Origin of the sequence: Dechloromonas denitrificans, from assembly GCF_020510665.1 — a bacterium.
GTDB lineage: Bacteria > Pseudomonadota > Gammaproteobacteria > Burkholderiales > Rhodocyclaceae > Azonexus > Azonexus denitrificans_B.
The window spans coordinates 2112084-2135263 of sequence record NZ_CP075187.1; the positions used below are offsets into that span (position 1 = coordinate 2112084).

At 59.3% G+C, this 23180-nt stretch carries 17 protein-coding genes and 8 tRNA genes; 11 read left to right on the forward strand and 14 right to left on the reverse strand.

All coding sequences use genetic code 11. The annotated features are described in order from the left end of the window. Nucleotides 1-78: 78 nt before the first annotated feature. The 5 genes from KI614_RS09975 to KI614_RS09995 all read right to left on the reverse strand — a co-directional run bounded on the left by KI614_RS09975 (nucleotide 79) and on the right by KI614_RS09995 (nucleotide 4418). The gene (locus KI614_RS09975) at nucleotides 79-1704 is read right to left on the reverse strand and encodes a cytochrome D1 domain-containing protein (protein ID WP_226405281.1); all 1626 of its coding nucleotides are present in this window, start codon (nucleotides 1702-1704) and stop codon (nucleotides 79-81) included. Between the two features lie 252 nt (nucleotides 1705-1956). Next, nucleotides 1957-3126, reverse strand: coding sequence for a metallophosphoesterase (locus tag KI614_RS09980; RefSeq protein WP_226405283.1), 1170 nt, complete (start codon nucleotides 3124-3126; stop codon nucleotides 1957-1959). A 65-nt stretch (nucleotides 3127-3191) separates the two neighbouring features. Further along, on the reverse strand, nucleotides 3192-3575 hold the full coding sequence (locus KI614_RS09985) for a DUF3106 domain-containing protein (RefSeq protein ID WP_226405285.1): 384 nt from the start codon (nucleotides 3573-3575) through the stop codon (nucleotides 3192-3194). Nucleotides 3576-3588: 13 nt separating this feature from the next. Beyond that, the gene (locus KI614_RS09990) at nucleotides 3589-4182 is read right to left on the reverse strand and encodes an RNA polymerase sigma factor (protein WP_226405287.1); all 594 of its coding nucleotides are present in this window, start codon (nucleotides 4180-4182) and stop codon (nucleotides 3589-3591) included. 161 nt (nucleotides 4183-4343) lie between these two features. Next, a tRNA-Val gene (locus KI614_RS09995) sits at nucleotides 4344-4418 on the reverse strand. Nucleotides 4419-4592: 174 nt separating this feature from the next. Between KI614_RS09995 and gltX the strand changes: the two genes are divergently transcribed. The 8 genes from gltX (at nucleotide 4593) to KI614_RS10035 (ending at nucleotide 8344) form a co-directional block, all read left to right on the forward strand. Then, entirely contained in the window at nucleotides 4593-5987 is a 1395-nt protein-coding gene (gene gltX / locus KI614_RS10000; protein ID WP_226405290.1) for a glutamate--tRNA ligase, read from the forward strand. 63 nt (nucleotides 5988-6050) lie between these two features. Further along, a tRNA-Ala gene (locus KI614_RS10005) sits at nucleotides 6051-6126 on the forward strand. 26 nt (nucleotides 6127-6152) lie between these two features. Continuing rightward, nucleotides 6153-6228 (forward strand) — tRNA-Glu (locus tag KI614_RS10010). Nucleotides 6229-6258: 30 nt separating this feature from the next. Further along, nucleotides 6259-6335 (forward strand) — tRNA-Asp (locus tag KI614_RS10015). A gap of 74 nt (nucleotides 6336-6409) precedes the next feature. Continuing rightward, nucleotides 6410-6485, forward strand: a tRNA-Ala gene (locus KI614_RS10020). A 34-nt stretch (nucleotides 6486-6519) separates the two neighbouring features. Continuing rightward, nucleotides 6520-6595, forward strand: a tRNA-Glu gene (locus KI614_RS10025). 30 nt (nucleotides 6596-6625) lie between these two features. Beyond that, nucleotides 6626-6702, forward strand: a tRNA-Asp gene (locus KI614_RS10030). A gap of 121 nt (nucleotides 6703-6823) precedes the next feature. Continuing rightward, nucleotides 6824-8344 carry a transglycosylase SLT domain-containing protein gene (locus tag KI614_RS10035; protein ID WP_226405292.1) on the forward strand — a complete coding sequence of 507 codons (1521 nt, stop codon included), beginning with the start codon at nucleotides 6824-6826 and terminating at the stop codon, nucleotides 8342-8344. A 1-nt stretch (nucleotide 8345) separates the two neighbouring features. Here KI614_RS10035 and KI614_RS10040 read toward each other — a convergent pair whose 3' ends face one another. From KI614_RS10040 to KI614_RS10060, 5 genes are all read right to left on the reverse strand, one after another. Then, nucleotides 8346-10325, reverse strand: a complete 1980-nt coding sequence (locus KI614_RS10040) for an ABC transporter ATP-binding protein (protein WP_226405294.1) — start codon at nucleotides 10323-10325, stop codon at nucleotides 8346-8348. Then, nucleotides 10326-11741, reverse strand: coding sequence for an ABC transporter permease (locus KI614_RS10045; protein WP_226409297.1), 1416 nt, complete (start codon nucleotides 11739-11741; stop codon nucleotides 10326-10328). Beyond that, nucleotides 11741-12718 (reverse strand): ABC transporter permease, encoded by a 978-nt coding sequence (locus KI614_RS10050; protein ID WP_226405297.1) that lies wholly within the window; start codon nucleotides 12716-12718, stop codon nucleotides 11741-11743. The genes KI614_RS10045 and KI614_RS10050 overlap by 1 nt, the downstream gene beginning before the upstream one ends. A gap of 7 nt (nucleotides 12719-12725) precedes the next feature. Continuing rightward, nucleotides 12726-14264 (reverse strand): hypothetical protein, encoded by a 1539-nt coding sequence (locus KI614_RS10055; RefSeq protein WP_226405299.1) that lies wholly within the window; start codon nucleotides 14262-14264, stop codon nucleotides 12726-12728. A gap of 122 nt (nucleotides 14265-14386) precedes the next feature. Next, a tRNA-Ser gene (locus KI614_RS10060) sits at nucleotides 14387-14474 on the reverse strand. Between the two features lie 54 nt (nucleotides 14475-14528). Here KI614_RS10060 and mltF point away from each other — a divergent pair. Next, nucleotides 14529-15926: a membrane-bound lytic murein transglycosylase MltF gene (gene mltF / locus KI614_RS10065; RefSeq protein ID WP_226405301.1), complete on the forward strand. Its 1398-nt coding sequence runs from the start codon at nucleotides 14529-14531 to the stop codon at nucleotides 15924-15926. 45 nt (nucleotides 15927-15971) lie between these two features. On the opposite strand, the gene serS is transcribed toward mltF, so the two are convergent. Beyond that, a complete protein-coding gene (gene serS, locus KI614_RS10070) occupies nucleotides 15972-17258 on the reverse strand; it encodes a serine--tRNA ligase (RefSeq protein ID WP_226405314.1) in 1287 nt (428 codons plus the stop codon). A gap of 183 nt (nucleotides 17259-17441) precedes the next feature. Between serS and KI614_RS10075 the strand changes: the two genes are divergently transcribed. Beyond that, a complete protein-coding gene (locus tag KI614_RS10075) occupies nucleotides 17442-18323 on the forward strand; it encodes a M14 family zinc carboxypeptidase (RefSeq protein ID WP_226405316.1) in 882 nt (293 codons plus the stop codon). Between the two features lie 35 nt (nucleotides 18324-18358). On the opposite strand, the gene KI614_RS10080 is transcribed toward KI614_RS10075, so the two are convergent. Both KI614_RS10080 and KI614_RS10085 read right to left on the reverse strand, forming a co-directional pair. Further along, nucleotides 18359-19672 (reverse strand): replication-associated recombination protein A, encoded by a 1314-nt coding sequence (locus tag KI614_RS10080; RefSeq protein ID WP_226405318.1) that lies wholly within the window; start codon nucleotides 19670-19672, stop codon nucleotides 18359-18361. Nucleotides 19673-19814: 142 nt separating this feature from the next. Beyond that, nucleotides 19815-20789, reverse strand: coding sequence for an integron integrase (locus KI614_RS10085; RefSeq protein WP_226405320.1), 975 nt, complete (start codon nucleotides 20787-20789; stop codon nucleotides 19815-19817). A gap of 317 nt (nucleotides 20790-21106) precedes the next feature. Here KI614_RS10085 and KI614_RS10090 point away from each other — a divergent pair, with 317 nt between their 5' ends. After that, nucleotides 21107-21364 (forward strand): hypothetical protein, encoded by a 258-nt coding sequence (locus tag KI614_RS10090; protein ID WP_226405322.1) that lies wholly within the window; start codon nucleotides 21107-21109, stop codon nucleotides 21362-21364. A 258-nt stretch (nucleotides 21365-21622) separates the two neighbouring features. Here KI614_RS10090 and KI614_RS10095 read toward each other — a convergent pair whose 3' ends face one another. Next, nucleotides 21623-23149 carry an IS1182 family transposase gene (locus KI614_RS10095; RefSeq protein ID WP_226405325.1) on the reverse strand — a complete coding sequence of 509 codons (1527 nt, stop codon included), beginning with the start codon at nucleotides 23147-23149 and terminating at the stop codon, nucleotides 21623-21625. Nucleotides 23150-23180 lie beyond the last annotated feature (31 nt).

Genomic DNA, 23180 nt, shown 5'->3' on the forward strand with positions numbered 1-23180 from the left:
TGCTGAGGGGAAAAAGAGACCGGAAGGCGGGGGACTGCCAGGAGATAGGCACACCTTCCGGTCGAAGACAGCAAATGATCAATAAACGTCGTGTTGCGTGTTATAGACGTTGAACTTGCCAGTCGGCGTCACCAGTCGTTTATCCTTGATGACCGCCTTGACCTTGCGTGTTTTGTCATCGATCACAACGATGGCCGAGGGTTCAACCTTATTGCCAGTCCAGACCGAATACCAGATTTCATCGCCATTCTGGTTGTACTCGCCCTGAACAACCCGCTGGATACCCTTGGTTTTACCGAGATTCGCAGCAGCGGCCACATCGATGATTTCCGGCTTCGGATCAGGCTGACCCAGTTCAGAAATCTTGTAGACAGTGACCGACCCGGCCAGCTTTGAATCGGGGTTGAGCGGTGAATCCGCCCACAGGTTGTCCGACTTCGGATGCGTTTTGACAAACAACGAATTGGCCCCGTGGTTTTTCAATTCCTGCACGACCTTCCAGGCATGCTGCGGATTCTTCTCGGGGTCGGTGCCGATCAGCGTGATGACATCAGCGCCAAGGTGAGAAGTCGCCCAGACCGGACCAAATTTGGGGTGCACGATATTGGCGCCACGCCCCGGATGAGGAATTTTTGCGGTGTCGACCAACGCAGTAAACTTGCCTTCCTTGACGTCGACCACGGCAATCTTGTTCGAAGCATTGGCCGCCACCATGAAATAGCGCTGCGTCGAATCGTAACCGCCATCGTGTAGGAACTTGGCAGTATTGATCGTCACCTCCTTGAGGTTGGTCAGATCGGAATAGTCGACCATCTTGACCATGCCGGTTTCCTTCACGCTGACCAGGAATTCGGGCTTGGTCGTTGAAGCAACGATGGAAGCAACGCGAGGCTCCTGATGATAATCACCATCGACCGTAACGCCCCGGGTCGAAACATTCTTCAAGGGCTCCAGCGTCAGGCCATCAAGAATGGTGTACTGCGGCGGCCAATAAGATCCGACGATGGCGTACTTGTCCTCGTACCCCTTGGCTTTTGACGTTTCAACCGAGCGCGACTCCAGGCCGGCCTTGATGGTGGCAACCACGGTCGGTTTTTCGTACCACAGGTCAATCATGTCCAGACGGCCATCACGACCGACGACGTGAATGTAGCGACCGGACAGCGACATCCGCGAGATATGTACGGCATAACCGGTCTTGACGATGCCCCAGATTTTCTTGGTGTCGCCGTCGATCAAAGCCACTTCCCCGGCGTCACGCAAGGTCACCGAGAAAATGTTGTTCAGATTGACCTTGTTCATCTTGCGGGTCGGACGCTGGTCAACCGGCACATGCAACTTCCATGAGGCACGCATATCCTTCAGCCCCCACTCCGGCGGGGAATCGGGTGCGGTCTGGATATAAGCGGCCATATTCCTGATTTCATCCTTGCTCAGGATGTCGTCAAAATTCGGCATGCCGCCTTCTGTGCCATAGCCAATGATCTTCTCAAGACGAGATTGACCCAGCTTGATCGTCCCGCCTTCGATCTGGCGGCCGTCCGCCTCTTTCCTGGCCCAGCTGGGCTCAAGATTTTTACCGGTGGCGCCTTTGCGCAACATACCGTGGCAACCCGCGCAACGCTCAAAGTAGATTTTGGCGCTGGCTGCCTTTGCCTCGTCGGACAATCCGGCAACATCGGCGGCAAAAGCCGATGAAACCATGAGTGGGAGACTTAACAGCCCCCAGGTTGATGAAAACAATTTATGCATTTTCAGTCCCTCTGTGATGAAAAACAGGACTGTTGGGAATCAATTCGGCGCCTGCTTCGGACGTTTTTTTGTTGCGGCAATTGGACCATGCAGCGCAACAGCTCAATCAACACAGATCAACCGATTTCCGATAGAAGCAGTTTGGAACGACCCGCCGTGTCGCAAGCGACGCCAAGGATCTGCCCTCCTTCGCCCCGCAACACCTCACCCGGGAATCAAGCGCAACACAGCAATCTCCGAAGGCGCACCAAAACGCTTTGGTGGCCCCCAGTAGCCGGTTCCCCGGCTGGTATAGACCGCCAAGCCACCCAATCGATGCAGGCCCGCCGTAAAAGGCTGCTGCAAGGGTACAAAATAATTCCAGGGCCAGAACTGACCGCCATGGGTATGGCCGGAAAGCTGCAGGTCGAAACCGGCGGCAGCGGCCGCACGTGCCGAACGCGGCTGGTGGGCGAGCAAGATACGCAACAAGCCGGGAGGACTATCGGCAAGCGCAGCCACCGGATCGCTGGCCTGGCTGGCATCAAAAGATGCCGCCGAATAATCGCTGACCCCGGCCAGGATGAAGCGGGCGCCATTACGTTCGATGACCACGTGACGGTTATCCAGGGTGTGCAGTCCGATGCGCTCAAATTCACGCATCCACGCCGTGGCCCCCGCGTAATACTCATGGTTGCCACTCACCACATAAGTACCGTAGTGACTGCGCAGATCGCCAAGCGGTGCTGTATCGGCACGCAGTTCCTCGACACTGCCATCAACCACATCCCCCGTAATTGCAACCAGATCGGCATCGAGCTGATTGACGCGGTCGACGATCGCCTGAACATAATTTCGCTTGATTGTCGGACCGACATGAATATCACTGAGCTGCACAATAGTCATTCCAGCCAGCGCCTCGGGAAGCCCGGCCAACGGGATATCAACCCGTACCACACGGGCGACGCGACGCGCATTGATGTAGCCGAGCAAGGAAAACAAGCCGGCCAGTACAAGCACGCCAAGCGCACTCGGCGCCACAGGCAGATCGACCCATAAAGCAGCGATATCGCGCAGTACGGTCAATACCAGCACCGAGGAAAAAAGTCCCATTGCGAGACCGCCCAAGCCACTCAGCCGATCAGCCAAGGCCTGACGGTCGACGATGAAACGGGCCAGTAAACCCAGGGGGACGAGACAGGTCGAAATCACCAGCCCGGCAATCGCCAATATCAACCCAGGGCGGCCCAACTCAAGCGGTGGCAGCAATCGCCAGCCGATATAGGCGTGCAGCCCCGCGACCAGCGGTAAAAGACGCCAGAGCATCCGTTTCAACCGGACGGTCAGTACGGAATTAGGTTTTTCCGAGCGGGGCAGTGTTTGGCTATGGGGCATGGCGTTTCGCTGTGTATGCATACTTCGGGGGACACCGCCCGGCCCAAGCCAGGCGGCACATGCGATCAGGCGGGGTCTGCCGGCTTGTCTGCAACATTGCCGGAAACATCGGACTTGCCTGCAACGCAGCAACTACTCCAGCGGCCACCGAAGCGGCTCTTCAGTTGCTGACGCTCTTCCGGCGTCATTTTTTCCCAGCGTTCCCGGCGTTCACGCCAATGGCCATGACAGCCACCGCGCAGACCGCCAAACAAAATCCGGCTCAACGCCAGCACGCCAAGCGCTTGCCAGTAGCTGATCGGCGAGACGCCAAGAAAAATATCGGGCAACAGGCAGTTCCACAACTGCATGACGATCCAGGTAACGGCAGCGATCCCGGCAACGGCCATCAGGCCGATTTTGAGACAGCGTGAAACACAGCCGGATTTCTCAGTAGCACATTGCATCATGGTGATTCCTCTTTCAGGGTTGTTCGTCGTAAAGGGGGCGCAGGCGTTCGCGCAAGTGCAGAACGGCCTGTCGCTTCCAGCCCAGCAGGGTATTCACGGAAGTACCGCTTTCTGCTGCCATTTCCTTGAAGCTGCGCCCATCGAGTTCGTGGGCAATGAACACATCGCGCGGCCCGGCCGGCAATTCGTCGAGCGCAGCCGCAATCGCATCCAGCCACAAACCACGCAAATGTGCCGCCTCCGGACCGCCGTCATCGGCCGGCATGGCCTTATCCAGCCAATCAGCGGCATCGTCATCCTCTACGCCGGAAATCGGCAACGGCTCCTCGCGCCGCTTGCGAAAGCGGTCGATGATGCGATTGCGCGCCACCCGGAACAGCCATGCACCGACTTGCTCGATCGGCTCCGGCAAGCGCCAGGCCTCAACCAGTTCGAAAAAGACATCCTGCAGGATGTCCTCCGCCTCACCCGGATCAGGCACCCGCTGACGAATAAAACTGCCCAGCCGCCCGCTTTCGCGGGCAACGGTTTCAGTCAGGCGGCGGTTTTGCTCAGCCATCAGGCGGTTCTTTTCGTAAAGCGGTGACAGGGAAAACGATGTGTCCATGCCTGGGTAGACGAACGAGAAATACAAATATTGCGGGAAACTGGAAAATAATTGGCATGACGACGCATGCCACAGATCGGACGGGCATCCAGCCCCGTCGAATCGAGAACAACAAAAAACCCGCAGAGCCTGAGCCATGCGGGTTTGAAGTTGTTTTTAACTGGTGCGAGCGGAGGGTTTCGAACCCCCGACCCCCGCCGTGTGAAGGCGATGCTCTACCCCTGAGCTACGCTCGCAAAGCGTTAAAAGCGGGTACCTGAAACTCTTCTGCTTGTTGATTCATGGCAAACATGATCAAACAAGCTGATACAGCAATTCAGGAGCCGCGCATTTAAACATAAGTCAGTCAGCGCGTCAAACCACGCTCGGCTAGAATAACGGTCTTTGCATCCGTATAGATTACGCCCCTCATGAAGCCTGTCCGCACCCGTTTCGCCCCCAGCCCCACCGGTTACCTGCACATCGGCGGCGCCCGTACCGCCCTCTTCTCCTGGGCCTTTGCCCGTCGCCACGGCGGCACTTTCGTATTGCGCATCGAGGACACCGACGTTGCACGTTCGACGCCGGAAGCCGTACAAGCGATCATCGACGGGATGAACTGGCTCGGCCTGGCGCATGACGAAGGTCCGTTCTACCAGATGCAACGCATGGAGCGTTACAAGGAAGCCATCCAGCAAATGTTGGCCAACGGCACCGCTTATTACTGCTACACGACGCGCGAAGAACTCGATGCGCTACGTGCCGAACAAGAAGCCAAGAAGGAAAAGCCGCGCTACGACGGACGCTGGCGCCCGGAAGCCGGCAAGACCCTGCCGACCCCGCCGACCGACATCCCGCCGGTGATCCGCTTCAAGAACCCAAAGGATGGCGTCGTTGCCTGGGATGATCAGGTCAAGGGCCGAATCGAAATCGCCAATGGCGAACTGGACGACCTGATCATCGCCCGTGCCGACGGCACACCGACCTATAACTTCTGTGTCTGCGTCGACGACTGGGACATGGGCATCACCCACGTTATCCGCGGCGACGACCATGTCAACAACACGCCGCGCCAGATCAACATACTCGCTGCACTCGGCGCCGAAGTGCCGCAATACGCCCACCTCTCGATGATCCTCGGCGACGACGGCGCCAAGCTGTCCAAGCGCCACGGCGCCGTATCGGTCATGCAATATGACGAAGACGGTTTCCTGACCGAAGCCGTGATCAATTACCTGGCCCGCCTCGGCTGGTCGCACGGCGACGATGAAGTGTTCTCGCGCCAGCAGTTCGTCGAATGGTTCGACCTTGACCACATCACCGCCTCTGCCGCCCAGTTCAATACAGAGAAGCTGTTGTGGCTGAACCAGCATTACATGAAGCAACTACCGGCTGCCGAACTGGCCGCCAAGGTCAAACCTCGCCTGCTCGCACGCGGCATCAATACCGATGCCGGCCCCAGCCTTGAGAATGCGGTTGCTTTGTATGTCGACCGCAGCAATACGCTCAATGTGCTGGCCGATGCGGTCGAAGTCTTCTATACGACAATCACGCCAAACCCTGAGCTGCTCGCACAACACCTGAGCGACGAGGCTCGCCCTGCACTGGTCGATTTCGCAGCCGGCATTGCCAACGTTGCCTGGGAGGCTCCGGCGATCAATGCGCTGATCAAGGAAACTGTCGCCAAACATGGCCTGAAAATGCCAAAGCTGGCGATGCCCTTGCGCGTTTTGCTAACAGGTCAGGCTCAAACGCCTTCGGTTGATGCAGTCATTGTGCTGATCGGGCGCGACAAAGTTATCAGCCTTCTTGGGGGCAATCTCTAAAAAACGCAAAAAGCCCTTTACAAGCTGTAAAACACTCCCTATAATGCGGCCTTCTTTCGCGGCGGGGGTATAGCTCAGCTGGGAGAGCGCTTGCATGGCATGCAAGAGGTCCGCGGTTCGATCCCGCGTACCTCCACCAAAAAGCGCGAAAGAAAGTTAGTCCGGGTCCCCATCGTCTAGAGGCCTAGGACACCGCCCTTTCACGGCGGTAACCGGGGTTCGAATCCCCGTGGGGACGCCAAGAATTTGGCAGTGTGCAGTTTAGTAGTGTGGAGTGGTAGTTCAGTTGGTTAGAATACCGGCCTGTCACGCCGGGGGTCGCGGGTTCGAGTCCCGTCCACTCCGCCAACGCTTTAGAGGTTCTGAGTTAGCTCTCAGGGTCTTGGGTGAAAACCCGAAGTCGTTCGGTTATCTCTCCAAATGGGGGTATAGCTCAGCTGGGAGAGCGCTTGCATGGCATGCAAGAGGTCCGCGGTTCGATCCCGCGTACCTCCACCAGATGCTGAACGAGCAGTTGTTGTAGTTAGTCCGGGTCCCCATCGTCTAGAGGCCTAGGACACCGCCCTTTCACGGCGGTAACCGGGGTTCGAATCCCCGTGGGGACGCCAAGAATTTGGCAGTGTGCAGTTTAGTAGTGTGGAGTGGTAGTTCAGTTGGTTAGAATACCGGCCTGTCACGCCGGGGGTCGCGGGTTCGAGTCCCGTCCACTCCGCCAACAAATAAATAAACCAGCTACGGCTGGTTTTTTTATTTCCCGCCCACGATCAGGGATCGTTCAGCCTTAGCCCGGTATAATTGCCGGTTTGGTTGCCCCGTTGTGCCAGGAGCCTCAGTCTATGCAGCACCGTACTTTTCTGTCGCTTCTCCGCCGCTTGACCGGCGCCTCGCTGGGCTTGGCGATACTTGTTTCAGTACAGCCAGCCCAGGCTGAATCCCCCTTCAGACTCCCCCTGATATCGCTGATCATGCCCGGCCTGAACAGCGAACCGGAAGCCCCCACGCCAGAAGCCGCACTGACCGTTCACGAACTGCCTGCAGCCTATCCATTCCCACAAAACATCGACCTGACCAGCCAACCCAACGATTTGTGGATACGTATCCGCAATGGCTTCGCAATGGCTGACCTGAACGATGATCTCACCCTGCATTACCAGCAGTATTACCAGAACCGCCCTGATGCACTGCGCCGCATGGTTGAGCGTAGCCGGCCGATCATGCACCACATTGTCGAGGAACTGGAAGCGCGCGGCATGCCGACCGAACTGGCGCTGCTGCCGATGGTGGAAAGCTCATTCAATCCGATGGCTTATTCACGCGCCCATGCGGCTGGCCTGTGGCAGTTCATTCCGGCCACCGGCAAGCGGTTCAATCTGGAACAGAACTGGTGGCAGGACCAGCGCCGTGACATCGTCGCCTCTACCAGCGCTGCGCTCGACTACCTGCAGAGCATTTATGAAATGCATGGCGACTGGCACCTTGCACTGGCCTCATACAACTGGGGAGAAGGTGCCGTCAAACGCGCAGTCGAAAAGAACATTGCGCGCGACCTGCCTACCGACTACGCCAGCCTGACCATGCCGAACGAAACACGGCATTACGTCCCCAAACTCCAGGCCCTGAAGAATATCTTCAACAATCCTCGCCTGATGGCCCAGCTGAACATTCCAAGCATCAGCAACCGTCCTTATTTCACCACCGTTGAAACGGCTCGTGCGATGGATGTCAAAACGGCAGCACGCCTGGCCAATATGCCGATGGATGCCTTTGTGGCACTGAACCCCTCGCACAATCGGCCGGTCATCAAGGCATCGACGCCACTGGTCATTCCGGAAGACAAGCTGGCCACCTTCCAAAGCAATCTTGAGCGGACCAACACACCACTCACCGAGTGGCAGGCCTATACGTTGAAGTCCGGTGAAAAGCTCAACAAACTGGCCCCCCGCTTCGGCATTCCGCTGGCAGAGTTGCTGCGGATCAACGGCCTGAGCGGCAAGGTTCGCCTGGGTAGCGGCTCGACCATCCTGGTGCCATCAGGCCAGGGGAGCAGCGATCTTTCCCTGCTCGGCAACCAGGCCTCCCTGCCGCAGATCATCGAACCGGAACCTGCCCCCAGTCGAGTGGCAGAAAAATCGACCAAGAAAGAGGCGGCCAAGCCGACCGGCAAAGCCGACCATAAACACGCAAACAACAAGACAGCAGCCAAACAGGGTAAGCCGGAACATGGCAAAGCAAGCGGGAAAACAGTTGCTGTAAAAACCGGATCAAGCAGCGCCAAGCCCAAAGCCGGCAGCAGCAAGCCTGCTGCAACGCCCGCCAAAACCGGCAAACCAGCCGTCACAGCAAAAAAGCGCGGTTGATTTAGGTCGCAAAATGGCAGTTGACCGTGTGAGTCGCTGAAATTACGCGGCTTTCAGGGTACTGCTGGCGACACAGATCGGTCGCCTGCTGGCAACGCGGGTGGAAGTGGCAACCGGATGGCGGATTGGCCGGCGACGGCGTTTCTCCCGGCAGGCGGATGATTGCCGACTGCGCATCCAGCCGCGGCGCCGGAACTGCCGAAAGCAAGGCCTGCGTATAGGGATGGCGCGGCGCCCGCAACACTTCTTCTGCCTGCCCCCGCTCGACAATCCGGCCAAGGTACATCACGGCGATATCGTGGGCCAGGTATTCGACGACGGCAAAATTGTGCGTAATAAAGAGAAAAGCCACGCCCAGCTCAGCCTGCAGTGTTTTCAGCAGGTTGAGGATTTGCGCCTGAACCGACACATCCAGCGCCGAAGTTGGCTCGTCGCAAATGAGCAGCGCCGGCTGAACAGCCAGCGCCCGGGCAATGGCAATGCGCTGACGCTGGCCGCCAGAAAATTCGTGCGGGTAGCGCCCGGCAGCATCGTCAGGCAAGCCAACCTGCCTGAGCAAGGCGGCGACCGCCCTCGCCTGCTCGATCGCCTCTCCAGCCAGCCCAAGGGCGGCCATCCCTTCGGCAATGATCTCTCCGACACGCAAGCGCGGATTGAGCGAAGCAAAGGGATCCTGAAACACCATCTGCATCTGGCGGCGAGCGTTGCGCAACGGTCCAGGCGGCATACCAACCAGTTCACTGCCGGCAAGGCGAACGCTGCCCGCCGTCGGCCTGATCAATTGCAGCAATGCCTTGCCGACCGTGGTCTTGCCGCAACCGGACTCACCAACCAGCGCCAGGGTACGCCCGGCGGAAATGGCCAGTGAAACCCCGTCGACCGCGCGAACATGCCCGACTGTGCGCTGCAGCAGACCGCGACGGATCGGAAAATGGACTTTCAGCGCGTCGACCGCAAGAAACGGGTTTTCAGTGTTTACGACAAGATCATCCGGTGGACCGGACAAGTTCGTTTCAGCCGACAGGGCATCACCCGACCAGTGGCAACGCAATTGATGCGTTAGCGCAACGCTGCGCCAGGTCGGCGAGTTTTCGCGGCAAAGCGGCATGCAATGCGTACACCGCTCGGCGAAACGACAACCGCCCGGCATCGCATCAAGCGCGGGCACTTGCCCGGGAATCGTTTTAAGCCGCGAACCGCGCCGGGCAATATCCGGCAACGCAGCAAACAAGGCCTGCGTATAGGGATGCTGCGGGTGGCTGAAAAACGCCTCGCGACTGGCCACTTCGACCAACTCGCCGGCGTACATCACACCGATGCGATGCGCCATCCGGGCAACCACCCCGAGATCATGCGTGATCAACAAGATGCCCATGCCGCGCTCGACCTGCAAGCGGGCCAGCAGATCGAGAATCTGCGCCTGCACGGTGACATCGAGCGCGGTTGTCGGCTCATCGGCAATCAACATATCCGGTTCGCCGGCCAGTGCAATGGCGATCATCACCCGCTGCTTCATGCCGCCGGAAAGCTGGAACGGATATTCATCGAGGCGCCGCTCGGGGTCCGCAATACCCACCTGGCGGAGCAATGCCAGCATCCGTTCGCGCGCCGCCGGGCCGCGCAGGCCGAGGTGCCGCGACAACACTTCGCCAATTTGCGCACCGACCGTCATCACCGGGTTCAGGCTGGTCGCCGGCTCCTGGAAAATCATGGCCATGCGCGCACCGCGCACGGTTCGCATCTCCGCTTCAGGCAAGGTGAGCAATGCTTCGTCGTGCAGTGAAACGCTGCCGCCCAGCATGCGCCCGGCCGGCGGCAGCAAGCGCATGATGGCTTGTGCCGTGGCTGATTTGCCACAGCCCGACTCGCCGAGCAAGGCAAACGTCTCTCCGCGCGAAATGGTCAGAGAAATACCGTCGACCGCAAGCAGCATCCGGCGACCGGCCGTGAACCCCAGACGAAGCTGATCGACCTTCAACATTTACCGGGCCCTCGGGTCAAAAGCATCGCGCACCGCATCGGCGAATAAATTGGCGGCCAGCACGAGCATGAACATCGTGCAAAACGCAGCTGCCAGCGACCACCAGACCACCGGCTCGCGCCCCAACTCGAGGCGCGCATTGTTGATCATCGTGCCGAAGCTGGTCATGCTCGGATCGACACCGATGCCCACATAGGAAAGCACCGCCTCGGCCAGCACCAGCCCGGAAAAATCCATGACCAGCGCAATGATGATGATGTGCATCAGATTGGGCAGGATATGGCGCACGATAATCCGCCAGTTGGAGACACCAAAAGCCTGCGCCGCCTGGATATATTCCAGCTCACGCAATTTCAGGGTTTCACCGCGCAGGAGGCGGCACAAGCCAGTCCAGCTGGTCATGCCGAGAATGAAACACAAGGCCAGCAAGCGCAGGTCGGCACGCTCAGCCGCGGTCGAAAACCATTGCGGATGGGTATCGATCACCACCTGCATCATCAGCACGGCTGCCGCGATCAGCAGCACACCGGGAATCGAGTTGAGCACGGTATAGATGTATTGGATCAGATCATCGACCCATCCCCGGAAATAACCGGCCACAATGCCGAGCAGGACGGCCATCGGCAAGGTCACCAGCGTTGTCAGCAGCCCGATGACCAGGCCGGTACGCACGCTTTTGAGGATCTGGTAGAGCACATCCTGCCCGACCTTGTCGGTTCCGAACACGTGATACTGGCTGGAAAGCCAGAACAGCGGAACCGTCGCCAACAGAATCAGGGCCAGCGTGGCGAGGACGGCCGACCAGGCAAAACCGGCATCGTCAGTGATTTTGAGCACTTTGCTGCGGTCGACCGCAGCATCACCGGCAAATATCTCGCGGCGACGCTGAAAAAAGCCGACCACCGCAAACACACCCAACCAGCCAAGCAGCGCCAGGACCGCTGCACGGAAACCCGTGAGGCCGACGTCGGCAAGCAAATCATCCTCACGCTCGCCCAGGTGCTGGCCGCCATATTTTAGGCGGGGATAATCGCGCAACGTCCCCTGGCCCGGCAAATCGATGTTTTCCTTGGCATAAAGCCGGGTCGCAAAAGGGGCCGAGTAGGTTTTTTCATTGCGCGAGCGCAGTGGCGTGACCAGCGCATCAAGCACCGACAGCACTTCAACCGCGTACGTTGCCTTCTGCCCGGCCCGGCTCTCGTTCTTGAGACGGTAATGGACCGAATCAAGCAGGCCGATGGCGATGAAAACCACCAGCACGGTCGCCGAGGCCATGCCTGCACGGTTCGCCCCGACGCGTTGCCAGGCTGCGCGCATCGGCTGGTTGCCGGCAATCAGCCAGCCCGCGCCCAGCGCTACGGCAACCAGCAGCCAGATCAGCAGATCGGACCAGAGCAGGACAAACTGGAAGCCCATCATTCGAAGCGAATCCGCGGATCGACCACGGTGTATGAAATATCAGTCAGGATCAGCCCGACGATATAGAGCACCGAGCCGATGAACACCATCGAGCGAACGACAGCAAAGTCCTGGGCATTGATTGCGTCAATGGTGTAACTGCCGAGGCCGGGAATGCCGAAGAATGATTCGGTTAGCAGCGAGCCCATGAAGAGCAGCGGAATGACGACAACGACGCCGGTCAGGATCGGAATCAGCGCATTGCGCAAAATATGGCGGAAAAACACCACGGTTTCAGGCAAGCCCTTGGCACGTGCGGTGCGCACATAATCCTTGCCGACCTCTTCGAGAAAGATGGTGCGATACCAGCGGGCCGATGAACCAATGCCCGAAACGACACCGATCAATACTGGCAGGATCAGGAAACGCCAGGCTTCAAGCCCTTCGCCAAAACCCGAAATCGGCACCAGCCGCCAAAGCTTGCTGATCAGATATTGACCGCCAATGATGTAGAACAAGCCGGAAATCGACATCATCGCCACGCACAGCACGACGCCCCAGAAATCGAAGGCCGTGGCCCGGAAGAAGGCCAGCAACAACGCAAAGGAAATGCTGACCAGCAAGCCGAGAATGAATGTCGGCAGCGCGATGGCCAGCGACGGTCCCATCCGGCTGGCGATTTCACGGGCAATGTCCCGACCGTCTTCCGCCCGGCCAAAATCACCGGCGAACATGCGGGCTGATTTTTCGAAAAAAATCGTCTCCGTCACGGTCGACAAGCCCGCAGCGGCAGAATTGATCAGCAAAGGCTTGTCGTAGCCACGTTCCACCTTCCACTTCTGGATCGCTTCCGGCGTCACCCGCTTGACGCCCAACTGCATGCGCGCCATGTCATCCGGCGTATTGACGACGAAAAACAGGGCGAAGGTGACCAGATTCACACCGATCAAGATCGGGATGGCGTAAAGCAGGCGGCGGATGATGTAGGCAAGCATAGGTGGATTATGCCAAGAGCCGGCGCAAGATGAACAAAATCAGGGCAAGGAATATCAGCCCCCAGGCCAGAAGCGCATAGTCGGAACGCAACGGCGGCTCTTTTGGCGCCAGCGGATCGCGCAGCGCAGCAGGAAAGGGCCGGGGCGGCACCGGTATGATCTTGCGCTGGGCCAGATCTGCCGGCACCCGCGCGGTATATTCATGGCTCGACTGAACCGGCCAGTCGCCCCAGGCCCGGCTGGATGGCAACTGCGGGATACGCACCAGCAGCAGCTCATCGAGATCGTCCGCCAGACGCTGCTCAAACGCACTCGGCGCGCGCCCCTCTGGCCGCCCTTCCTGACGTTGTGCCAGGCGCAGCAAGTCAGCCGCAATTTCCTCGAAGGCCGCCGCCGGGTACAGCCGCGTCCGGTCTTCCGTCAAATAATCGAAAACCGCCTTGCCGCGGGTCAGCGACTTTTCCCTGAAGGCAACCAGCGGCAAACCGAAGAAGGCTTTCAGCCAGCTTTCGGCACCACGCCGGGGAATATTCCACCCCAGCGTTCGTAAAACGCTGATACTGGTCCCGGCACAATTCGCCCGGGCGTGCTGATAGGCAAACTGATGCCGGTAGAACTGATTGAAAACGCGCCCGAGCGCCGCATCAAGGTGCTGTGCCAGGCGAACATCGCGCAAACCGGCAAGCAGCATGCATGAAGGGCGATACCAGGCCTGCCCGCTGTTCAAATCTGCCAGATAGACATCGAGCGGGACCGGGGCGGCAATGATCCCTTTTTCACTCACCGAATCCAGCGTATAGAAGTTGTAGACCAGCCATTCATCGATCTCTCCACCGGGGCCGACACGCCCAGTCATCAGCGCAAAATGTCCACCATGCGCTTCGTCATCATCGCCCTGGGCCCCATTGAGCATGAATCCAATGACCGGCTGACCCGGCTGCAAGCCCGTACCGGCCCGACGACGCCAGATCGAAGCAACGGAAAACGGGCTGCACGCCCCACCCTGCGGCAAGGCGCGAACCCAGTCGCGAAAGGCCGCGGGCCGAGCGAGCATCGTGCATGGCTCAGACCTGGCCGGCAGTGAAAAATCCTCCGGCCAGAAACTGTGCGCGACAAAAGCGTCCGAACGATGATTTCCACGCATTTTGATCGGTCGACCGTGGAAAAAGGCCGCACTGGAGGCATCGAACCAGGACTGATTGAGTGGCAGGCGCTCGGTCAGGGTCAGCGGCAGCCTGCCTTGCGGCGAGACCAAGGAAAGCGCCGCGAAGTCGAGTTTCGCCCCCCGAATTTTGTCCGGGGCGCCCAGCCAGACCAACGGCGGATAGACAGGCCCGGCCTCGGGTGAGGTACGCAGAACCCAACTGGCAAGATCGTCCCAGACCGATAAGGAGCGTTCAAAACCGGGAAGGGGCAGGCCGGCTTTCGGCAAAGCCAGCGTCTGGCCGCGAAAAAACCACTGTGCTTGCGGCAGGATGGAATCTTCACTGCCCGCATCGCCGGTCACGATAAATTGATCGGCGGAAAACAATCCGTAAGCTGGCATCTGTGCATCCTGCCTGATCACAGCACTCCGAAAGCCTCGAATAGCACCAGCGTGCAGGAGTGGGTTACAATGGCCGCAGAAACAAAAAAGCCCGTTTAATCACGGGCTTATCTGTCACACTGTGGCGGAGAGGGTGGGATTCGAACCCACGGTACCTTGCAGTACGCCTGATTTCGAATCAGGTACATTCGACCACTCTGCCACCTCTCCGCAGCGGCCGGCATAATAACACAATCGATGCAGATTACAAGAAGATACCTCCTGTTGAGCCTGATCATTTTTGTCGCCGGCTGCGGGGACTGGCTGAGAACGCCTCTCCCCTTCCCGACGCCGGCCCAGCACGATCTGGTTGTCCTGACCAGCGTCGGGCCGTTGACCTACAACAGCGACGAAGAAGGCAGTGCCAGCGGCCTGGAGCACGATCTGGTCGAGGCTTTTGCCCTGGAACTCGGCGTCGGGGTCAAATACCTCGTGGTGCCACCCAGCCAGATTGCACCGCAACTCGCCGCCGGCAAAGCACACCTGGCAGCCGCCTGGCTCTCGCCGACGACGGACCCGCGCATTAAAAGCACGCCGCCGCTGGGTACGACGCACGATCTGCTGGTCCAGCATGAAGCATCGCTGCCTCTGCCTGACAAAGCGGAACTGGCCGGCAAGACCGTTCATGTCATGGCCGGTTCGCGACAAGCCGCCACAATGCAAAAACTTGCCCGCGAGATCAGCGACCTCAAGATCGTCGAAGAGCAATCGGACGACATCATCACCATGCTCGAAGCGGTCGGCAATCGCCAGATCGAACTGGCCGTGATTGATTCCGACATGGAAGACATTGCCAACCAGTTCGTTCCCTCGATGCGCGCCACGCTGAGCCTGAGCGACGAACAACCGATTGTCTGGCTACTCGGCGAAACACCGAACAGCGAGCTTCAGGCCCGGGCCGGCGAGTTCATCGAACGCGTCCAGCGCGATGGCACCATGGCCCGACTGGAAGACCGCTATTTCGGTCATGCCCGCCGCCTCGACCAGGCCGATATCGTGAAATTTCTCGGCCAGATCGAAACGACCCTGCCCAAACTGCGCAAGATTTTCCAGGGGGCGCAGAGTCTTTCCGGCCTCGACTGGCGGCTGATTGCCGCCGTGGCTTATCAGGAATCGCATTGGGACAGCAATGCGACCAGCCCGACCGGTGTGCGCGGCATCATGATGCTGACCGAAGAAACGGCCGACCGACTGAATGTCAGCAACCGGCTTGATCCCAAGGAAAGCATTCCGGCCGGCGCCAAATACATCAACATCCTGAAAGACAATTTACCGCCGGAAGCCCTTGAGCCGGACCGTACCTGGCTGGCGCTGGCGGCCTACAACATCGGGCCCGGCCATTTCAATGCAGCCCGGACCATTGCCAAGCAGATCGGTGCCGACCCTCTGGCCTGGTATGAGATGAAGCGGGTACTGCCCCTGCTGGCCAAGCCAAAATACTACGAGCGGTTGAAATCAGGCCGGGCGCGGGGTGGCGAGGCGGTCATCCTGGTCGAAAACATTCGCAGCTATTACGACATTCTCGTCCGCCACGAAGCGCCTTACCAGTCAGCCACCGCCCGCATGGACAAACTGATCGGCATGCAGGAAAGCGGGCCGGGTCTCAAGCTGAAACGTCAGTAAGGGACAAGCGCAGCAGGGGCGAACCGGCCTTCGCCCCTCGCAAACTCAAGCAGAAGCCTTGAGCACTTCCAGACCGCCCATGTAGGGACGCAGCACCGCCGGAATGGTGACGCTGCCATCGGCCTGCTGGTTGTTTTCGAGAATCGCCACCAGCGTACGACCGACAGCCAGACCGGAACCATTCAGCGTATGGCACAGCTCCGGCTTGTTTTTCTCGTTGCGGAAACGCGCCTGCATGCGACGCGCCTGGAAGGCACCAAAATTGGAACAGGACGAGATTTCGCGATAGGTATTCTGCGCCGGCAGCCAGACTTCCAGATCGTAGGTCTTGGCGGCCGAGAAGCCCATGTCGCCCGAACACAGCGCCATGCGGCGGTACGGCAGTTCCAGCTTTTCAAGAATGATCTCGGCCTGACGGGTCAATTCCTCGTGTGCCGCGGTCGACTGCTCAGGATGCACGATTTGCACCAACTCGACCTTGTCGAACTGATGCTGACGAATCATGCCGCGCACATCGCGACCGCCGGAACCGGCTTCGGAACGGAAGCACGGCGTGTGGCAGACGAACTTGAGCGGCAGCGCCTCGGCGGCCAGAATTTCGTCGCGCACGATGTTGGTCACCGGCACTTCGGCGGTCGGGATCAGGTACAGCGGGTCCTGGTCGCCACGCAGCACCTTGAACAGGTCTTCCTCGAACTTGGGCAACTGACCGGTACCGTTCAGGCTGGCCGCATTGACCAGATACGGCGCATACAGCTCGGTATAGCCATGCTGCTCGCTATGCGTGTCGAGCATAAACTGGGCAAGCGCGCGATGCAGACGGGCCAGGCCGCCCTTGAGCAGCGAAAAGCGGGCACCGGAAATCTTGGCGGCGGTGGCAAAATCAAGCTGCCCCAGCGTTTCGCCAACATCGGTGTGGTCCTTGACTTCGAAATCGAAGACGCGCGGCGTACCCCAACGCTTGACCTCGACATTGCCGGATTCATCGCTGCCAACCGGCACGGACTCGTCAGGAATGTTCGGCAGCGCGGCCAGAATGGCATTGAATTTTTCGAGCAGTTCGCCGAGACGCGCTTCGGAAGCCTTCAGTTCATCGCCCAGCGCACCGACCTGGGCCATCACTTCAGAAGCATCTTCGCCCTTGCCCTTGAGCATGCCGATCTGCTTGGACAGCGAATTGCGCTGCGCCTGCAGATCCTGCGTACGGGTCTGCAGCGTCTTGCGCTCGGCTTCGAGCGCCTGGAATTCGGTGAAGTCGATCGGCTTGCCGCGCTTGGCCAGGCCAGCGATAACGGCGTCGAGATTGGAACGGAGAAGTTGGATGTCGAGCATGGTTTGTCCTGAATGCTGGCCCGTGGCAAAAACAGCCGAAAGGCGCGGTCGACCGTGGCAAAGACGGCAAAACGGCGATTATACGCGATGCCCGTGAGCCACCGAAGCCTGCCGCCGAGACGAAAAGGGACAAGGAGGCTGGCTGGGCGATATCATGCCGGGCTACGCCTTCAATTTTCTGCCATGCCAAAGATTCGACGCCTCGCCCTCCTCACCCTTGCCGCCGCGCTGAGCCTGACCGAAAGCCTTGCGGCACCGGCCGCCGGCACAACCAAGGAATGGTGTGCGGCCATCGGCGGGCGGCTGGGCAGCGTCCCGCCGGCGCTGTGCCAGAAACTGCAACTCAGCCCGGCAACGGTCGTCTCCGCCAATCGCCACGCCCTGATGTTTCGCGACGTACCGCCGGCACCGCGCAAGCTGGCACAGGCCGGGAGCAAAACCGGCCGGCCGCTGCGCATTTTGCTGGTCGGCGGCATTCATGGCGATGAACTGACTTCGGCCTCGATCGCCTTCCGCTGGATGCAATGGCTGGATGAAAACGAACCAGCCCAGTATCACTGGCGCGTCATTCCCGTCGCCAACCCGGACGGCCTGCTGAGCAATCCACCGCAGCGCACCAACGGGCACGGCGTCGACCTCAACCGAAATTTCCCGACCCCGGACTGGGTGAAGGATGCGCACGCGTACTGGGACAAGAAAACCCGGCGCGACCCGCGCCGTTACCCCGGCAAGGAGGCCAACTCCGAGCCGGAAACCCGCTGGATGAACAGCCAGATCGAGAGCTTCAAGCCCGACCTGATCGTCAGCATCCATGCCCCTTTCGGCATTCTCGATTACGACGGCCCGGCGCGCCAGCCACGCCGCTTCGGCAACCTCAACCTCAACCGCCTGGGCATCTACCCCGGCTCGCTGGGCAATTACGGTGGCGTGCATAAAAACATGCCGGTCATCACCATCGAACTGCCCAACGCCTCCAGCATGCCGCCGTTGCGCGAGCAGCGCGAAATTTGGGAAGACATGCTGACCTGGATACGCCGCAACCTGGCCAGCAAGCAGCTTTCCTGAAACAAATCGCCGGGCGGCGCAGTTTTCAGGCGGTGCTATTTTTTCCCGGCTTTGCGATCCAGGTCGCGCAGATGCGCCAGTTTTTCGCCGATCTTGCCTTCCAGGCCACGCGGCGTCGGTTCGTACCAGCCGGGTTCCGGCATGCCATCCGGCAGATAGCTTTCGCCGGCCGCGTAGGCTTCCGGCTCGTCGTGGGCATAACGATAGGCGTGGCCGTAGCCGAGTTCCTTCATCAGCTTGGTCGGCGCATTGCGCAAATGCACCGGCACTGGCCGCGAACCATCCTTGCCGACAAATGCCCGCGCCGCATTGTAGGCGTTGTAGCCGGCATTCGACTTGGCTGCCACGGCAAGATAAATCACCGCCTGCCCCAGCGCCAGTTCGCCCTCCGGCGAGCCTAGGCGCTCATAGGTGGCCGCCGCATCGTTGGCGATCTGCATCGCCCGCGGGTCGGCCAGCCCGATATCTTCCCAGGCCATGCGCACGATGCGCCGGGCGAGATAACGCGGGTCGGCACCGCCGTCGAGCATGCGGGTCAGCCAGTACAGCGCACCGTCCGGGCTGGAGCCGCGCACTGACTTGTGCAAGGCCGAAATCTGGTCGTAAAACGCATCGCCGCCCTTGTCGAAACGGCGCAGGTTTTGCGCCATGGTTTCTTCGATAAACTGACCGTCGACCGCAGCAAGGCCGGCGGTACGCGCCGCCGTGCGTACTTGCTCAAGCAGATTGAGCAAACGCCGGGCATCGCCATCGGCCAGACCGACCATGCGTTCCCGCGCTTCATTATCGAAGCTCAGATCGGCCAGCGCCTTGGTGCAGGCGCGGTCGAACAGCAAGCCCATCTCGGCCTCACTCAAGGACTTCAGCACATAGACCGAAGCCCGAGAGAGCAATGCCGAATTGACTTCAAACGAAGGGTTCTCCGTCGTTGCGCCAATAAAGGTCAGCAAACCGGATTCAACAAAGGGCAAAAAGCCATCCTGCTGCGCTTTGTTAAAGCGGTGGATTTCATCGACAAACAGAATGGTCCGCTTGCCCTGCCCGCGCCATATTTCGGCCTGGGCAACCGCTTCGCGCACTTCCTTGATGCCGGAAAAAACCGCCGACAGCGCAATGAATTCGCACTGGAACTGCGTTGCCATCATCCGCGCCAGCGTTGTCTTGCCCACCCCCGGCGGCCCCCAGAGAATCATCGAATGCGGCAAACCCGATTCAAACGCCAGACGCAAGGGCTTGCCCGGCCCGAGCAAATGCTGCTGGCCGATCACATCATCCGGTGTTTGCGGCCGAAGCTGCTCGGCAAGCGGCGCCCCGACATCTGGCCCGGCATGGGAAAACAAATCATTCATCACCATCAACCCCAAGTTCGGGAAAACACTTCGTCGAGCACCAGCAATACGCTATCGCCATCTTCCGCCAGCAAAGCAAGCCGCAACCCGGCCGAACAGGCATCCGGTGCGCATGGTATGCGCGGCAACCTGAAAAAGCCAGTCAGTGGACGGCATCCAGCGGTGACACCACACCGCGCCCACCTTTGTTCAAAACATGGGTGTAAATCATGGTGGTCGAAACATCGGAATGCCCCAGCAACTCCTGAACGGTACGAATGTCGTAGCCTGACTCCAGCAAATGCGTTGCAAAGGAATGACGCAAAGTATGCGTCGACGCCGGCTTGGCAATGCCAGCCAAACCCACCGCCACCTTGATCGCCCGCTGCAAGGCTTGTTCATGCGTATGGTGACGACGCTCAATACCGCTGCGCGGATCAGTCGACAACTCACGCGCCGGAAACACCCAGAACCAGCTCCATGACTTGGGCGCAGCGGGATACTTTCTTGCCAGGGCCTCCGGCATCTGCACACCGGGCATGCCTGCCACCTCGTCACGCTCCCACAAAGCGCGCACACGAACCAGATGCGCCTGCAAAGCCGGCACCACCGATGCCGGTAATACCGTCAATCGATCCTTGCCCCCCTTGCCATGACGCACGGTCAATTCACCCCGCTCGAAATCCACATCCTTGACACGCAGGCGCACACACTCCATCAAGCGCATCCCGGTTCCATACAACAAACGGGCCATCAGGGCATGCGTTCCTTCCATGACGTTCAAAAGCCGCTCGACTTCACCGCGAGAGAGCACGACGGGCGTCCGTTTCGGCTTTTTTGGCCGATCCAGATCAGTCAACCAAGGCAGATCAACGCCCAATACTTCACGATACAAAAACAACAGGGCCGACAAAGCCTGTTGATGCGTTGAAGCAGCCACCTTCAACTCCGAAGCGAGATAAGCAAGAAAGCGCCGAACCTCTTCCGGCCCCATTTCGCGAGGATGACGACGACCATGAAAAGCCACAAAACGACGAACCCACTCGACATAAGTTTGCTCTGTCCTTATGCTGTAGTGCTTATAACGAATGACTTCCCGAAGACGCCCCAGCAAGGTCGAGGGTTGGTTTGATTCCATGCCGCACCTGCCAATCAATATCTACTGTACATAAACACAGTAGTCCGTATTTATCCATATGACAAGTACCTTTCAAGGCGCCATGTTCACCAGAATAGGCGGCACGAAGCCAGAATATATGGCACTCAAGCCACATATCCTGGCCCTGCGCCATGTTTCACCGCCCTCCATTCCCGGCAGCAATCAGACCAACCGGGCCGACAGCCGCTCTAGCTGGTCATTCTGGACAAAAGCCAAGACAAGGACAGTTGATAGATTTCCAGAATATGTGGCGGTTTTGCCGTCCACTTCACGTTAGGCGTCGCCATAGGAACGTCATGAACAAGAATATTGTCGTACCCACAGCGTTATTTTTCTTGAGCGCGCTTCTCACCGTCATGTTGCATCCTGCCGTACTGTTTCTGGCGGGGGTAGTTATTTGTGTCATCGCTGTGCTGAAATATCGCTCTCGAAAGGACACCGAGCTGAAGCTCGGTGCCACCTTGCTATTTCGGTCAGGGCTTGCCGTTATCGCTGGTGCAATAGTTGCAGTTGCTTCTGTGCTTGCCGCGATGTCTGGTCTATTTGCTAGGTGACCATGAACCGAAACCAGCCCAACCCGGCGCTCAACCTCGCTCCCTTCGGTCGCTGGACGCTGCGCGATAAAGCCGCGCAGCGCCGGTTAGCTCTACGTTGACGCTGTAGAAAAACCCTTTTCCAGCCAGATTTCCGGCAAAGACATGGCGCAGGTTTGATCTGCGCCATTTTCGTTTTCAGGCTTTTTCCAGGTTGACCGTGTGATTCTCGATGCGAGCTGTTTCGGCCCCTTCAGGTGAATTTCCCTTCTTTTTCCTCTACTGCCCGAACCCGTGATGCGCCAGTTTCTCGATGTTGTGCACCAGGCAGTACAGCTTCCACTGCGTATCAACCTTCTTCCGCCCACGTAGCGTGAAGTGATCCAGTCGCTTGTTGTGCCTCAAGTTGCCGAACACCGGTTCGACGGTGGCGAAGCGTCGCCCATAACGGGCTCTGCCTGCTTCGCTGTCGAGGGCTTTCTTCATCCGGTCGGTCTCGCTTTCTTCGGTTGTGTCGGCTTTGCCTCGAAAGAACGCAACTTGCCGGACTTGGGTTTTCTCCGGCGTGCGCAGGCATTTGGTGCGTTGTTCGCAGGGCAGGCAGTCGCGCAGAGTGCCGCTGTATTTGGTGGCGAGGTGGCCGTTGTGGATGCAGTTCGTGCCATTGCGGTAGAGCTGCTTGCCGGCTGGACAGGTGCAGATGCCAGTTTCGGGATCGCGTGTGAAGTCCTGCGGACGGTAACGCCTGGCGGCTTTCTTCGGGTTAGCCTTGTCGTAGAGGGGATCAGGCTTCACTTTGTGTTTGCCTTGGTCCTTGAAGCGTTCGTCACGTTGGCGCATGCCGTTGTCGGCAATCAGGGCGTTGATGTTCTCTTGGGCCAGGGCTTTGAGGTTGCGTTCAGAGTGGTAGCCGGCATCAGCCGTGTAGAGCGTGTCCGGAGTGGCTTGCGCCTGAGTAGCGCGCACGACCGGCAGCAGTAGCTCTTGTTCCGAGCCGGTGCCGTGGGCCTGGGCTTCGATGATGATCTGGTGCTTGGCATCGACGGCTGCTACGCCGGTGTAGCCTTGAATGACGCCTTTGCTGGTGGCCATCTTGGCGCTCTCGGGGTCGGTGCGATTGCTTTTGCGGATGGCGCCTTTACTGCCCTTTCTGTCTTGAGGGTTGGCGGTCAGCCATTGGCGGAGTTGGGCGGCCTCTTGCTGCAAGCTTTCGGACCGTTGCCGGGATTTCTCGGCGAGGTCAGGTTCGACGGACTGGCGGTCGTTCTCGCGGTGGCGGGCCAGCATCTTCTTGGCGGCAGCTTCGAGTTTGTCGGCTTGATGGGCGAAGTCGGCTCGCGTGCCGCTCTTGGCCTTGGAGGCGTTGCTGGGCAGCTTGACGCCGTCAATGGCGAACATTTCCCGGCCGATCAGACCTTGCCGATGACAGAGGTAAAGCACCTGTGCAAAGAGGCGGGCGACTTCTTCGTCGAGGCTGGAGACGAAGGCCGCCAAGGTGGTGAAGTGCGGTGCGGAGTCGCCGCTGAGGGCGATGAAGGTGACGTGTTCGCGGCACAGCCGCGCAATGCCCCGGCTGCTAACCACGCCCTGGGCGTAGGCGCAGAGGATGACTTTGAGCAACATCCCCGGGGGATAGGCGCTGGCGCCGTTCTGATCGTTGCGGTAGCGACTGTCGAAAAGGGAAAGATCGAATTCGTGGTCGAGCAGGTGATGCACGGCATGCTCGAAACTACCGGGCAGCAACTGCTTCTCCAGATCTACCGCGAGAAACCTCGGGCTGGTGTCGATTGCTTTGTAGCGGGCCATGGCGCCTCCCTGATTTCAACTTCAGGTTGGA